The organism is Rhodococcus sp. GA1 (assembly GCF_024321955.1).
Lineage (GTDB): Bacteria > Actinomycetota > Actinomycetes > Mycobacteriales > Mycobacteriaceae > Rhodococcus > Rhodococcus pyridinivorans.
In genome coordinates this window covers 39,054-53,781 of sequence record NZ_CP097187.1, presented here as the reverse complement: position 1 = coordinate 53,781, position 14,728 = coordinate 39,054, and the positions used below count along the sequence as shown (strand labels likewise).

Sequence of the window (14,728 nt, the reverse complement as noted above, 5' to 3'; positions counted from 1 at the left end):
CGACAACTGCTGGCTTGGGCACGCGAATTCGGGCCGGTGCACCGGGCCGGAGTGGAGTGCACAGGCTCCTACGGAGCTGCGCTGACACGCTACCTGCGTAGCGAATCGGTCCGCGTGATCGAGGTCAACCGTGGCGATCGCAGCGACCGGCGCCGGCGCGGCAAGACCGACACTTTCGATGCCGAAACAGCAGCTCGGGAGGTGCTGTCAGGCCGCGCTACCGCCGTCCCGAAATCTGGTGACGGGCACGTTGAGATGCTGCGGATGTTCAAACAGGCCAAAGGTTCGGCCATCAAGTCCCGCAGTCAGGCGATCAACCAACTCAAGGCCATCCTGGTCCGCGCCGATCCGGCCTTGCGCGAGGCGATGACCGGCTTGAGCAACCCGGCACTGTTTCGCCGCTGCGCCGACCTGGAGATCGCAAACCCCAGCGATCCGGCGACCGCAGCCGCATTCACCCTACGTCTGCTTGCACGCCGCATCATCGAATTGACCATGGAGATAGACGAGCTCACCGGCCAGATCACCGCGGCCATCGATGCCCACGTTCCTGGATTGTTGACACGCTATGGCGTCAGACCGGACACTGCCGCCGCGTTACTACTGGCCGCCGACGACAACCCCGAGCGGCTGGCCAGTGAAGCCTCCTTCGCAGCGCTCTGCAGTGTCAACCCCGTAGAAGCAGCGTCGGGCAAGACCCATCGACGCCGACTCAACCGAGGCGGCGATCGACAAGCCAACTCTGCGCTCTACATGATCACCATTGCTCGGCTCCGCTGGGACAAACGCACACAGGACTCCGTTCAGCGCCGCGTCGCCGAAGGCAAGACCCGCCGCGAGGCAATCCGCTGCCTCAAGCGCTACTTAGCCCGAGAGATCTACCGCGACTTCACCACAGCCAGAAGAGCTTCGCCACCAGCCAGTTCCGCTGTTTGACATCCATAGGGGCATCAAGCGCGCGGTGCGGTACCTAGCCACCGTCCAGGTCGCTGTGTTCAGTCAGTGGCTATGAGGCAGCGGACTTGAAACACGCTGAGTCCACCGAGGCGGTGATATCGGCCTTGACTGCCTGATCCGTTGCCGAAAATCACGCGATGAGTTCGTAGACCACGCATCCGGACACTATGAGTGCGTGACGTTGTCGAACACGTTCTTGTTCGAGCACACTGCCTTGTTCCGTGTCGTTGTACGACGCGATGTACCACCACGATCTCGGGCCGGCCTCCGTGTCACCCGCGATCTGGACTGCTACGGCGCGAACACCGAAGCGGGTGGCCTGCAACCTCGGCGAGACGGCGACGGCTTCGGGATTCATTGCCGTTGGGCGTGGGGCGCCCACTGTGAGCGTTCAGTTCGGCGACGAGGCCTTCCGCACTGCCACTACGAGGTCGGGCTTGTCGCTCTCCGACGAGTCCGGTGGCGTCAGATGTTCCCACATCGCGTCGACCATCGGCTGCAGGAACAGTCGGCCGACTTGCTGAATCATCGTTTCGATGATCTGACTCGATTCCTCTCGGCTGGTCGATGCGACACCTGCCCTGCGCATGGTGGTGACCTCGCGGCGCGTCAACTCGGTGAGCTTGACGAGGAGATCGCCTCTGGTCCCGCTCGGTTCGAGCAGGGCGCGGCGCATGTAGTTCACCACCTCGGGGTGACTGTCGAGCATTTCCGCGACAGCGTGGTTGCGGGCCGCGGCGACGTCTCTGGGTGAACCCTGCTGTTCGGCGTGCGCGATGGCTTCCACGAAGTGGTCGACGACGAGGTCTTCGACGGCGTCGCGGATGCCGTCCTTGGTGCCGAAATGGTGGACGAGCAGGCCCACCGTCACGCCGGCGGCAGTGGCGATTGCCCGCATCGACGTGCCGTCCTCGCCCTCGGCGCCGAACAGTTCCAGAGCCGCGTTCCGGATCTTCGCCTTGGCGGTGAGGTCGTCGGGGCCCACTCTCGGGCCGGTTCGTGTCTGCTTTGTCATCGCGTTCGGAAGCATATCCCCGAGTCCTTCCTATACGCACATACCGTCTGCTATACATTTGTATAGCACGATGGAAGGGACCTGATGACCCACCTCCTCGACGGCATCCATGTCGTCACGCTCGCCCCGAACCTGCCCGGCCCTCTCGCTGCGGACCGGCTCCGGAAGCTGGGTGCGCGAGTAACCAAGATCGAGTCGCCGGCAGGCGATCCCCTCGCGACCGCCGCTCCGAGCTGGTACGCCGAGCTGACCGCCGGTCAGGACGTCACCGTTCTCGACCTCAAGGACGCCGACTCGCGCACACGCCTGGACGTCCTGCTCGAATCCGCCGATTTGCTCATCACCGCGATGCGCCCCTCCGCCGTCAAGCGCCTCGGCCTCGACGAGCTGGGCGCAACCTTGCCTCGCCTCGGCCACATCGAGATCGTCGGCTACGACGGTGAGTCGGAAGAGGTCGCCGGACACGACCTGAACTACCAGGCCGCCTACGGAACCCTCACACCTCCGTCGATGCCCACCGTCCCGGTCGCCGACATGCTCGGCGCCGAACGCGCCGTGACCGCTGCCGTGCTTCTGCTTCTCGAACGCGCCGCCACCGGACGCGGTGGGCGTCGTCGGGTGGTGCTCGACCACGCGGCGCAGGATGCAGGCGCAGCCGTCCGGCACGGCCTGATGGGCGCGGATGCGCCCCTCGGGGGGGCCCTGCCCTCCTATCGGATCTACCGCGTGGCCGACGGCTACGTGGCGCTCGGCGCACTCGAATCCCACTTCGCCGCCCGGGTCGCCGACCTCCTCGGACGGGAACTCACCCACGAGGGCCTCGAGGAGTTCTTCGGCACGCAGACCGTCGACGACTGCGAACACATGGCCGCGAAGGCCGACATCCCCCTCACGCGTATCGCCGCGTGACAGCCCCACCTGCAGGAGGACACCATGAGCATGCGTGAAGCAGTGATCGTCGGCGCGGTGCGCACCCCGGTCGGCAAACGAGGCGGCGCCCTCAGTGCATGGCACCCCGCCGACCTGCTCGGACACACGCTGCGCCATCTCGTCGAGCGCACCGGCATCGATCCGGTCCTCGTCGACGACGTCATCGCCGGTTGCGTGCTGCAGCACGACCGGCAGTCGTCGAACATCGCCCGCCACGCCGTCCTGTCGGCGGGTCTGCCGGAATCGGTGCCCGCGGTGACGGTCGATCGTCAGTGCGGATCGGGACAGCAGGCCGTGAACTTCGCAGCGCAGGCCATCATGGCCGGCACCTACGATCTGGCGATCGCGTGCGGTGTCGAATCGATGTCGCAGGTGGCCATGCCGTCCGCGTTCCGGCCGGGAGCTCCCCTCGGACCGCAGTACGGCCCGCTCGAACTCGCCCGCTACGACGGCGGCCTGATGGCGCAGGGCCCGTCGTCGGAACTGATGAACGAGCGATTCGGGCTCACCCGGGCGGCCCTCGACGAGTTCAGCATCCGCAGCCACGAACGCGCTCTCGCCGCGACCCGCGAGGGACGCTTCGCCGATCAACTCGTCCCCATCACCTCCGACCCGCACGATCCGTCGGCTCCGACGATCGATTCCGACGAAGGCATCCGCGCCAGCCTCGATCCGGGGAAGATCGCGTCGCTGAAGACGGTGTTCGCCGCCGACGGTCGCACCACGGCGGCGAACTCCTCCCAGATCAGCGACGGTGCCGCGGCTCTGCTGATCGCCGACCGCGCGTTCGCCGAAGCGCACGGCTTGACTCCCCGCGCCCGTTTCCGCTCGCTGACCGTCGCCGCGGCCGACCCGATCATCCAGTTCACCGCTGTGCTCGACGCGACGCACAAGGCACTGAAGCGCTCCGGTCTGACCGTCGACGACATCGACAGGTTCGAGGTGAACGAAGCGTTCGCCGGTGTGCCGCTGATGTTCGCGCAGGAATTCGGAGTGCCCGACGACAAGCTCAACGTCAACGGCGGATCGGTCGCGATCGGGCACCCGCTCGGATCCACCGGCGCCCGCATGCTCACCGACCTGCTGCACGAGCTCGAACGCTCCCGGACCCGGCTGGGGCTGCAGACCATCTGCGAAGCGCACGGCACCGCCAACACCACCATCATCGAACGCATCTGAAAGAGGCAGACATGGGACCCGAGATCGTTCAGGGACTGCCGTCCACGCACGGCGACACCTATCAGCTCAACACCACCACCCTGATCCGGCACTCCGCCCGCACGTATCCGGAGCAGGAGATCGTCTACCGCACCGCGGACGGCGGCTGGGACCGATACACCTATGCCGACGCATACTCGCGGATCATGCGCAGCGCCAACGCATTGCGTTCACTCGGAGTGGGACCGGCCGATGTCGTCGGCATCCTCGACTGGAACAGCAAGCGCCATTTCGAGCTGTATTGGGCCGTTCCCGGTCTTGCGGCGGTGATGCTGCAGATGAACCTCCGTCTCGCACCGGAGGACCTGGGATACGTCACCGACCACAGCGGCGCGTCGGTGGTGCTGGTCGACGAGTCGTTGCTCCCTGTTGCCGAAGCGCTCGCCCCGATCACGAACGTGAAGACCTGGGTGGTGATGACCGACAAGCCCATGTCGGAGATCGATACCAGCCTGCCCGGTGCCGTGCACTGGGAAGATCTCGTCGAGGCGGCCGAGCCGCGGATCGACTGGCCGATCATCGACGAACACTCCACCTACAGTGCGTGCTACACCACCGGGACCACGGGACGCCCGAAGGGCATCTACTACTCGCACCGCGGCATCTATCTGCACACTCTGTCGCAGGCCGCGAACCTCGGGATGCGCAGCGACGACACCGTCATGCTCATCACGCCGATGTTCCACGGACAGAGTTGGGGGCTGCCCCAGTCCGCGGCCTACAGCGCCGCGAAGATCGTGCTGCCCGGCCGCTACGTCGCCGAGGACACCTCGGTGCTGGTCGATGCGATGATCGCCGAAGCGGTCACCGTCGCCAACGGCGCGCCGGCGATCTTCCAGCCCATGCTCGACTACATCAAGACCCTCGACCCGGCACCCGACTTCCACCGCGCCCGCCTACTGTCCGGCGCGACAGAACCCGCCCTGTCGTTGATGCGCGACTTCTTCGACCTCACCGGCGCCGACGTCATCCACGCCTACGGCGCCACCGAGACCACCCCGCTGGTGACGATCAACGGGGCGCTCAAGCCGTCGCTGCGCGGAACGATCTCCGACGAGGACAAGTGGGATCTCAAACGATCCCAGGGTCTTCCGATCAACGGCATCGACATCCGCATCGTCGACTCCGCAGGCAACGATCTGCCGCACGACGGCACGAGCCAGGGTGAGGTGCTGCTGCGGGGGCCGTGGATCATCGAGCGCTACCACCAGCTCGACGACGACGGCGACCGCTTCCTCGACGGCTACTGGCGCAGCGGCGACGTCGGCCGCATCGACACCAACGGCTACCTCAAGCTGACGGACCGGCTCAAGGACGTCATCAAGAGCGGCGGCGAATGGATCTCCTCGATCGACATGGAGAACGCACTCGTGGGCCATCCGAAGATCAAGGAGGCCGCCGTCATCGGGGTGCCGCATCCGAGGTGGCAGGAACGCCCTGTCGCGCTGGTGGTCACCGTCGACGGCGCCGAACTCGATCTCGCCGACGTCCACAGCGTGCTCGACGGCAAGTTCGCCAAGTGGCAGCTACCCGACACCGTGATCCACCTCGCCGCACTACCCCGCACCAGTGTCGGCAAGCTCGACAAGAAGACGATGCGCAGCGAGCACGACGGTCTCTACGACGCATCCGAAACGGAGAAGGCATGACATCGGATGTTCTGCGCAGCACCCGCGACGGCGCGGTCGCGGTCCTCGAACTGAACCGGCCGTCGGCGAAGAACAGCCTCACCGCTGAGCTGCTCGCCGCGATCCAGAGACAGCTCGCCGCATTGAAGAACGACGATGCGGTGCGCGCGGTCGTGCTCACCGGCGCCGACGGCGTCTTCTGCGCCGGAGCCGACATCACCGCGTTCGACGCACTGCGAGAGCAGTCGCTGCTCGGCGCTCGTCCCGCCTCGGGCGGCGACATCTGGGCCGCTCTCGGCACCTACCGCAAGCCCGTGATCGCCGCCGTCGAAGGGCTTGCCCTCGGCGGCGGATGCGAACTCGCGCTCGCCTGCGACATCGTCATCGCCGGCGAGTCCGCGAAATTCGGTGTTCCCGAGGTCAAGCTGGGGGTCATCCCCGGCGGCGGCGGCACCCAGCGACTTGTCCACGCCGTCGGCAAGTCCAAGGCGATGGCGATGCTGCTGACCGGCGACTTCGTCTCCGCGCAGAAGGCCTGCGCCGACGGGATCGTCGCCGAAGTCGTCGCCGACGGGCAGGTCCTCGACCATGCACTGACGATGGCGCAGCGCATCGCCCGGAACTCGCCGCTGGCGGTGGCGCTGGCCAAGGACGCTGCCGTGCGCGTCTACGAGACGTCGCTGTCGCAGGGACTCGAGCACGAAAAGCGCAACTTCGACGTCGCGCTGCGCTCCTCGGACTGTCACGAAGGCCAGACCGCGTTCCTGGACAAGCGCGCGCCCGAATTCACCGGAAAGTAGAGACGATCATGAGCGAACTGTTCCCCGACTACCGGGCCCCCTGGGAGAGCGACGACCAAGCGTTGCTCCGCAAGCACGCCGCCGAATTCTTCCGCAAAGAAGCCACTCCGAATCAGGAGCGGTGGGCGAAGCAGCACCACGTGGACCGGGAGTTCTGGACCAAGGCGGGCGACGCCGGTCTGCTGTGTCTCGGTCTGCCCGCAGAGTACGGCGGTGGTGGCGGCAACTTCGGTCACGAAGCCGTCGTCCAGCAGGAACTCGCCCTCGCGCACGACACCGCCTTCGGTTTCAACGTGCACTCGACGATCGTCGCGCACTACATCGCCGCCTACGCGACCGAGGACCAGAAGAAGCGGTGGATCCCGAGGATGGCCAGCGGCGAGATGGTCATCGGTGTTGCCATGACCGAACCCGGCACCGGCTCGGACCTGCAGGCCGTGCGCACCACCGCGATCCGCGACGGGGACCACTACGTCATCAACGGCTCGAAGACGTTCATCTCCAACGCCACCCACTGCGACCTGCTGGTGATCGTCGCCAAGACCGACCCGGCCGCCGGCGCGAAGGGCATCTCCCTGTTCGTCGCCGAAACCCGGGGCCTCGACGGTTTCGAACGCGGACGGGTACTGGACAAGATCGGCCAGCACGGTCAGGACACCCGCGAGTTGTCGTTCACGGACATGCGGGTCCCGGCCGAGAACCTTCTCGGCGGGGTCGAAGGGCGAGGCTTCTACCAGCTGATGGAGCAGCTTCCCCGCGAACGTCTCATCCTCGGGATCGCCGGCGTCGCGATGGCCGAGGCCGCTGTGATCGAAACGATCAAGTATGCCAAGCAGCGCAAGGCATTCGGCCAGCCGATCCTGGACTTCCAGAACACCCAGTTCGTCCTGGCCGAATGCAAGACCGACGTGCTGGCCGGCAAGGCGCTGATGGACCACTGCATCACTCGGTATCTCGCCGGCACGCTCGACGCGACGACAGCGTCGATGGCGAAACTGTGGGGCACCGACAAACAGGTCGAGATCGTCGACCGCTGCCTGCAGATCTTCGGTGGCTACGGCTACATGATGGAATACCCGATCGCCCAGATGTATGCGGCGGCGCGCGTGCAGAAGATCTACGGCGGCACCAACGAGATCATGAAGGTCCTCATCAGCCGCTCCCTGTAATCCCGCGGTTCCCCATTTGCTTCGAAGGAGAAGACCATGGCAACACTTGCAGGGCAGCTCGCACTCAACGCACGGCGGCACCCCGACCGCATCGCGTTGATCTTCGGCGACCGGGAACGCACCTACCGGGAATTCGGTTCCGAAATCGACAGCTATGCGAACGCATTGCTGGCGATCGGCATCACGAAGGGCGATCGCGTCGCGGTGATCTCGCCGAACTCCGATCGGTTCCTCATCGCGCGGAGTCCGTCGGGGAAGATCCTCAAGCACGTGTTGCGAGACGAGGTACGCGCCATATGAGCTCAGACCCTGTCGCCGCACGCAAGAACCTCGTGTACGGACAGAACATCGAGGCCGGTCGGTGGTACCGGTTGGGCACCCACCCGATAACCGAACAGGAACTCATCGAGTTCGCCACCGCGTGGGACCCTCAGGGATTCCATATCGACAAGGCGGTCGCCGAGGACGGTACCTACGGCGGACTGATTGCCAGCGGGCTGCACACTCTCGCCGTCTACCAACGGCTGGCTGTGTCCAGCGTGTTCGCCGACTGGAGTGTGATCGCCGGACGTACCCTGCGGGAGGTCCGTTTTCTTCGGCCGGTACGTCCCGGTGACACGCTCAGCGGAACGCTCACGGTCAAGGAGGTTGTCGATGGCGATCACAACCGTACGCTCGTCACCACGTGGGCCGAACTGACCAATCAGCACCGCAAACCGGTGTTGAATGCGACCGTCGACGCCTACGTCCACACTCGATCGCGCACATATTGATCCACTACTGTGTGGGGCGAGGGCATCTTCGAGTCTCGAGGCGTTTATCGTCGACACCACGCACGCCTCGATAGGAAGCGGGCGGTGGTTTCGCCGCCGTCCACGGCAGAGTGAACACCGTGCTGCCACCCGATCCCCACCGTTCCCCGAGCCCGCCGCGGCGATTGCATCGGATCTCACGTATCGGTTGATTCGCCCGGATGCTCCGAAGAACGGCTAGGAGCGGACCGATGCGGGGCTGCAGGCGCTCGATAACGCCGCTGCTCCCCAGCCCTTTTCTCCTGGAAGGAAGCATCACCGATCCACAGCAGGATCCGACCAAGAAGAAGGTCGAGAAGGCCCGGCGGACGGCGGCGCAGTCGGCGTCCGCCGGGCGTTCACGACGGAGGCGTCGATGGCGGAGGCAGCTAGGTGTATCCGGCACGGCATCTTTGATGCCGCCCATCGGAGGAACCATCAGAAGTTGAATGTTGCTTCATGACTGCGTTCGAGTCCCATATCCGGGGCGAACACCATCTCGTCGGTGTGGTCGGGTCGGCATTCGAAGTTGAGCATTTCGGTCACCGATCGGGGGTGTCCACTCATCGCAGCGCCAATGGCTGACAGCAGTTCATGGCTGAGCTGGCTCAGATCGACAGGCGAGAGCGGCGGCGCCACCTCCTCATCACCGTTGACCGGGCCGATCGCGGTGGCGATGCCACGGCCGGCTCTCTCGAGTACAGCCCCGGGCTTGCCCAGCTCAGGCCCGGTCAACGGCGCGGGCTGAGCTACCTGCCCGAGCTGGTCGGAGACATCCGCATCCGGATCTGCCTCGGCTGCGGTGTCTGCCTGAACGTCCCGTTCGGTCTCGTCGGAGGTGTCCCCGGCGGAGGGGGACTTGTCGAGGTCGCTCCCGGTATCCGGTGTGGCTTCCCTCGTCTGCGCTCCATGGGTCTGTCCCGCGAGGCGGGAAGCAACGTCGCGGGGGACCGCGGTCGGCTCGTCGACGGTGAGGTGTTCGCGGGACAGGTCGGCGAGCTTGTCGAACGACGGCAGGCTCTTGACCGCAACATAGCTCAGTGCCAGGGCACCGGCTGCGGCGAAGGCACGCTTGTCGGTGTCACGGTCGGCGGCGATCCGTTCGTTGATGTGCCGGTCGATCTCGTCCGGGGGCAGCTGCGCCTGCACGTAGCGGGTTTGGTCCTGCCGGTACTGCTGGGCGCGCATCGCGTCGAGTCGGGCCGCGTTGTCCTGCGCGAGCTTCTCCCACGTGCGGGCGGCGGCGGAGTTCTCGCCGCCGAAGTGCCGTGCCGTGGCGGCGGCAGCGAGGATCTGCACGGTGGTCTGGGTCTCCGGTGCTCCACGGAAAGCCCCAAGGATGTTATGCATCGGCTGCGGCCGAGGAGCGGGCCGGCCCTGACTGCGTTCGGTGTCGACCTTGACAATGAACGCGGCGACATCGACCACATCCTGCCGTGCCTGCACCGGGGCGGGTCGGGGTTGCGACGCCGCTGCGGGCTTCGGTGGGGTACCGCCTCGATCGGTGGGCGGGTCGATCTGTGCGGCAGCGTTCCCCGTCGATGGGGAACGGTTTCGACGGAAACGGCGGATGCGTTCGGTGTCAGCCATCGGCGGATGTCCTTACTTTCCTCGACTCGGGGTCAGCGGGTATTGGTGTCACATATCCACCTCGGGGCCGGACTCACGCTGCGTCGGGTCCAGCTCGGGGTCCGGATTCGCCGACGAAGGTGGTGTCGGCTCGGGGCGGGGCCGGCGTGCATCGGTCGGTGTTCCCCGCCGGTCGCGTCGGGCAATTTCGGCGTCGATCTGGCGGAGGATGGCTTCTTCGGTGCGCAGTCCGTCGCCCAGTCTGGTGATGCGGTCGCGGACCCGGCTGATGACCTGGTCGTCGATGATGCGGGCGCGGTCGTAGCGCGAGGTCGAGGCCCGGTTGAACTGTGCGGAGCGTTCGATGATCGGCCAGTCCCGCTCCGGCGGTGCGGCCTGTTCGGCCACCGACACCGCGGTTCTCGCTGCCGCGATCTGCTCTACGGTCGCGGCCGGGTCGGTCTGGAGCCGCTCGAGTGCAGCGCGGGACGCTCGCACCGCCTGGATCTGCCGATCCTGGCGTTCGACCTCGGCGACCCGCTGATCGACCGCCGAGACCGCCGAATCGGTGCCACTGACACGGGCGAGCTCCTGCTCGGCCAGGGCCAGCAACCGGCGATCCTCCCCGAGACGCCGAATGCTGGATCGGCGCGCAGCAGCCAGTTCGGCATCGCTGTAGCGGGCATACGGCGAGGCCGGCGTCGCCGCTTCCCGTCGCGTCGTGGTCGGGGAGGTCAGCCGTTCGATGCGGTCGGCGACCTTTTCGCGGCGGGCACCGCGCAGGTAGGCGAGGGGATCGTGTTCGTCGTCGGGTGCCCCTGACACCACTCGTGAGACGGCGATCTCGCGCACCGTCGTGTGCCACAGTTGCACCCGACGCGGGTCGTCCCCGGGGGTACCGACGGTGGCGATCCACAGGGCGTTCTGCTCGACCGCGGCGGTGAGATAGGAGTCGATGAACGCGTGCATCTGCTGTTGCTGGGCGCGGGCGTAGGCGGCGAGGATCGGATCCCTCTGCGCCGCCGCGTCCGTCAAGGCGGGCACCTTGTAACGCGCCAGATCGTCGCCTCGGGTGCGTGGCAGAGCGGGTCCGTCGGCGGGGGAGATGCGGTCTTTCAGTGCGGCGGCCAGGACCCGGCCGGGGGCGTTCGTGCCGTCGTCGAGGCGTCCGGTCGTGCCGTGCTCCCGCATCACCGCGACCGCCTCGCGCAGCAGACCCTCGGTGTCCCAGCCGAAGGTTTCCGCCTGCGCGACATGCTTGACGATGGCGTCCCAGCCGCCGAGGTCGTGCACCCACGCGAGTTGCCGTTCGGTGAGCATCTGCCCGAGCAGCGTCTCGGTGTAGTCCCCGTACAGCGCGCCGACCGCCAGCCCGTAGACCTCGGTGATCTGTGACCACGACGCCGCCTCACGCTGGGCGTGTTCGATCATCTGGTGGGCGGTGCGCTGCGAGCCGTCGCGGCCGAGGATCTTCGCCAGCAGCCCGAGCGCACCGGGGTGCTCGTCGTGGGGGTGTTCGCCGTCCCAGTCGGGCAGCTCGTCGTGCGCGGCGTAGACGATGTTGGCGTGCCTGCCGCGGGTCATCGCCACATACAGCGACTGGCGATCCATGCTGGCCGCCGCAAGCACGTGGCAGTGGCCGACGGTCATGCCCTGGCTACGGTGCACCGTGGTGGCGTAGCCGAGCTGCACGTTCTCGGTGAGGTAGTCGGCGGCGACGGTGACCTCCCCGGAGCTGAGGGTGTTGCGCAGCCGCAGCGATCCGTCGGTGCCGATCGCGGCCACGGTCCACAGATCGCCGTTCTTCACCCGGCCCGATTTGGTGCCGTCGGCGTGCTGGACGACGTACTTGGAGTTGTTCTTGCGGGTGACCACCACGTCCCCGACCGCGGCCTCGAGACCGTCGGCGAGCACGACGCCGGGGCCGGTGACGGTGCCATTGCTGCGGTAGTAGGCGGCAGCCTTCTCGTTGAGCTGGCGCACCAGATCGTTGGTCGGGGCGAGCATCAACGTCACGTGGCCGGCTTCGACGTCGGCGACGTAGGCGTCGAACACCGCATCGGCCAGCTCGTGCGCCATACCCTCGCGGATGCGGCCCTGGCGCTCGTACCAGTCCAGCGCCGACACATCTCCGGACCGCAAACGCAGGCTCGCCTCGGCCTCACCCTCGGTGGCGAACCGGTGCACCTTCTCGAGGAACGGGGCGCCGGTCAGGTCGGCGAGATCGCGCAACACACCGCCGGCTTCGACGGAGGCGAGCTGCTGCGGATCCCCCAGCAGCCGCACCACCGCCCCGGCCTCGAAAGCGATGCGGGTGAGGTCCGCCAGATCGCGGGCCGAGGCCATGCCGGCCTCGTCCACCAGCAGCAGGCTGCCCTTTGCGATGCCGGTCGGGATCCCGGCCCGGTGGCGGGTGAGCACCTCGGCGATGGTGCGGCCCTGCACCGCAATCTCTTCCCCGAGCACGTCGGCGGCCCGGGCCGACGGACCCAACGCGACGACTGTCCCGTGGACCTGTTCCCAGGCGCGGGCGATGACCGTGGCCGCGGTGGTCTTGCCGGCACCGGCCGCACCGACCGCCACCGCCACCTTCTTCTTCGCGGTGAGGAAGTGCTCGATCAGGGCGATCTGATCGCCTGAGAGGCTGTGGCCGGCCTTGCGCTCGGCGCGGCGGATCTGGCGCCCGATCACGAAGTCGGAGACGGTGCGCTCATCGCCGCTCTCGGCCTGCCGGCGCATGAAGTCCTCGGCGTCGAGCACCGCCTGCGCGGTGTAGCGCATCGCGGCGCGGTCCACCACATGACTGCGCCGAAGGCCCCGTTCGATGCGGTCGGTGATCCGCTCCGGCCCGGTGTATTCCTCGGTGAAGGTCGGCAGGCAGTAGTCCCGCAGGGCGAGTTCGAGGGCGTTGTCGTACATCGCCCGCAGCTCCTCCTCGTGCACGAAACTGAACTCGCGCAGCTGCCGATCGACCTCCGCGGACAGGGAGAACACCGTCCACGTGCCCACCTTCCGCGAGAGCGTCTCGACCACCTTCTCCACCAGAGTGGGAACCTGATCGGGGGTGAATGGCGGGCGACGATCACGGTCACCGCGTACCGCCGACACCAGCTCGCCGGGATCCCCACCGGCGAGGATCGCCTCGGCCCGCCGGCGCCATTCGGCCCGCAACTGCGCCAGCGACCGGGGTGGGTTCTTGGCCTGGCGGGTGTCGAGGGTGGCCTGTTGCGCGTGGGCGTACTGCACCTTCTTCGGCGGGTTCTTGCCGTACTTGCTCTTGTACTCGCGCGCCAGTTCCTCCTGGCGTGCCTCGATTGCCGAGCGGCGGGAGAACTCCTCGAGCAGCGTCAGGGGGATGCCGGCGACCTCGTGGACCGGTTGCTTGCCGACCGGGCTGTCGGGGCGGGGGGCGAAGGTGACCCCGAGGGTGCGGGCCACCAGATCGGCCACCCGGGTGTTGTACTTCTCGGAGGCGGCGACGTTCGCCTTGTACAGGATGGTGCCGTCGATGGTGGTCCATTTGCCCTCGGCGAGTACCCGGTTCAGCACGGCGCAGTGGGTGTGCAGGTTCGGGTCCGCCGCGCGGTTGTCGTAGTGATCGAACCGGGCCACCAGCAGCCCCTCGGCCTTGACCCTGCGCACGCCGCCGGCCCCGCGGCGGGTGTAGATCACCTCGGTCTCGAGCCACTCCAGCGTCTCCGTGACGGCCTGCGCGTGCGCGGCTTCGACGGCGGCCTTGACGCGCTCGTCCCCGAGTCCCCACAACAGGGAGATGGACTTGGCGGGGGTGAACACCAGGTCGTAGCCGGCGACGGGGAAGCGGGCCTTGCCGTACTGCTCGGCAATGAACGCGAGCACATCGTTGTCGCCGAGCAGGTCCGCCTTCTCGCCGTGGGTGCGGCGCAGATGCTTGCGGGCGGTGGCGAACTGGATCGCCTTCTTCGTGTCCGTGTCGGGGTATTCGCCGTGCTGGCCCTTGTGCGCGGTGCACAGTTCCTCGACGTCGTGGACGTACTCCTGGCTGCCCTGGAACCACGAGAACGCCCGCCCGAGCGCGGTGCGCGTGGACCAGTCGAGGCGCTCCGCGAGGGTCGCGTTCTTCCCCGGCCGGGTGTCGAACGCGCCCGGGGTGCGGGCGGCGCCGAATACCGACCGCATGGCCGATTCGGTGACCTGCGTGCCGACCCGCACCCCGACCTTCTCGGCCAGCGTGCCGCACCAGATCCCGGGCGGGGTGCCCTTGGCGAGGTAGTAGTCGACCGCATCGGCCTTGCGGGACTCGGTGGCGTCGCCGGCCGCCACATGCTTGGTCAGATAGACGTAACCGTCCCCGGCATTGAGCTTGTGGACGGTCATCACGGAAGTTGATCATGCCACGTCGGCACTTCAGTGCATGAGGTGTGTAAAGATCCTTGGGGCGAATGAAGTTCGGTCCAAGGTCTGACAGGACCTCGATGGTCCTGTCAGAGCAGCGGAGCTGCGTGTGTTAGGCACGTGGGCGTCACGGTTTGTCGGTGGGATGATCTGGTCCGGACGACATCGGAGTGGCTTCAGTTCCGGTCGTCGACCTCCCCGCGACCGACGCGAGCCGCTACACTTCCGACCTATGGCCTCGACGTCCCACTCGGCATCTCGCCGCTCACTTCGTCCG

Annotated in this window: 11 protein-coding genes; 8 read left to right on the top strand and 3 right to left on the bottom strand. The window is 67.0% G+C overall.

From position 1 onward, the window contains the following. Window positions 1–6 precede the first annotated feature (6 nt). Window positions 7–936 carry an IS110 family transposase gene (locus tag M3330_RS23580; RefSeq protein ID WP_369683131.1) on the top strand — a complete coding sequence of 310 codons (930 nt, stop codon included), beginning with the start codon at window positions 7–9 and terminating at the stop codon, window positions 934–936. Window positions 937–1,348: 412 nt separating this feature from the next. On the opposite strand, the gene M3330_RS23575 is transcribed toward M3330_RS23580, so the two are convergent. After that, entirely contained in the window at window positions 1,349–1,972 is a 624-nt protein-coding gene (locus tag M3330_RS23575) for a TetR/AcrR family transcriptional regulator (protein WP_119699168.1), read from the bottom strand. Window positions 1,973–2,056: 84 nt separating this feature from the next. Here M3330_RS23575 and M3330_RS23570 point away from each other — a divergent pair, with 84 nt between their 5' ends. The 7 genes from M3330_RS23570 to M3330_RS23540 are packed head-to-tail and all read left to right on the top strand — an operon-like array spanning window position 2,057 to window position 8,490. Next, on the top strand, window positions 2,057–2,881 hold the full coding sequence (locus tag M3330_RS23570) for a CoA transferase (protein WP_119699141.1): 825 nt from the start codon (window positions 2,057–2,059) through the stop codon (window positions 2,879–2,881). A gap of 24 nt (window positions 2,882–2,905) precedes the next feature. After that, window positions 2,906–4,081, top strand: coding sequence for a thiolase family protein (locus M3330_RS23565; protein ID WP_119699142.1), 1,176 nt, complete (start codon window positions 2,906–2,908; stop codon window positions 4,079–4,081). Window positions 4,082–4,092: 11 nt separating this feature from the next. Continuing rightward, a complete protein-coding gene (locus tag M3330_RS23560; RefSeq protein WP_119699143.1) occupies window positions 4,093–5,769 on the top strand; it encodes a long-chain-fatty-acid--CoA ligase in 1,677 nt (558 codons plus the stop codon). After that, entirely contained in the window at window positions 5,766–6,548 is a 783-nt protein-coding gene (locus M3330_RS23555; protein ID WP_119699144.1) for an enoyl-CoA hydratase/isomerase family protein, read from the top strand. The genes M3330_RS23560 and M3330_RS23555 overlap by 4 nt, the downstream gene beginning before the upstream one ends. Before the next feature lie 8 nt (window positions 6,549–6,556). After that, on the top strand, window positions 6,557–7,717 hold the full coding sequence (locus M3330_RS23550; protein ID WP_119699145.1) for an acyl-CoA dehydrogenase family protein: 1,161 nt from the start codon (window positions 6,557–6,559) through the stop codon (window positions 7,715–7,717). Window positions 7,718–7,753: 36 nt separating this feature from the next. Next, complete coding sequence (locus M3330_RS23545; RefSeq protein WP_244213135.1) at window positions 7,754–8,017, top strand: AMP-binding protein; 264 nt, start codon at window positions 7,754–7,756, stop codon at window positions 8,015–8,017. Between the two features lie 32 nt (window positions 8,018–8,049). Then, window positions 8,050–8,490: a MaoC/PaaZ C-terminal domain-containing protein gene (locus M3330_RS23540; RefSeq protein WP_341869821.1), complete on the top strand. Its 441-nt coding sequence runs from the start codon at window positions 8,050–8,052 to the stop codon at window positions 8,488–8,490. Between the two features lie 456 nt (window positions 8,491–8,946). On the opposite strand, the gene M3330_RS23535 is transcribed toward M3330_RS23540, so the two are convergent. Beyond that, window positions 8,947–10,098 carry a hypothetical protein gene (locus M3330_RS23535; RefSeq protein ID WP_119699147.1) on the bottom strand — a complete coding sequence of 384 codons (1,152 nt, stop codon included), beginning with the start codon at window positions 10,096–10,098 and terminating at the stop codon, window positions 8,947–8,949. Between the two features lie 48 nt (window positions 10,099–10,146). Continuing rightward, the gene (gene mobF, locus M3330_RS23530; RefSeq protein ID WP_119699148.1) at window positions 10,147–14,433 is read right to left on the bottom strand and encodes a MobF family relaxase; all 4,287 of its coding nucleotides are present in this window, start codon (window positions 14,431–14,433) and stop codon (window positions 10,147–10,149) included. Between the last annotated feature and the right edge of the window lie 295 nt (window positions 14,434–14,728).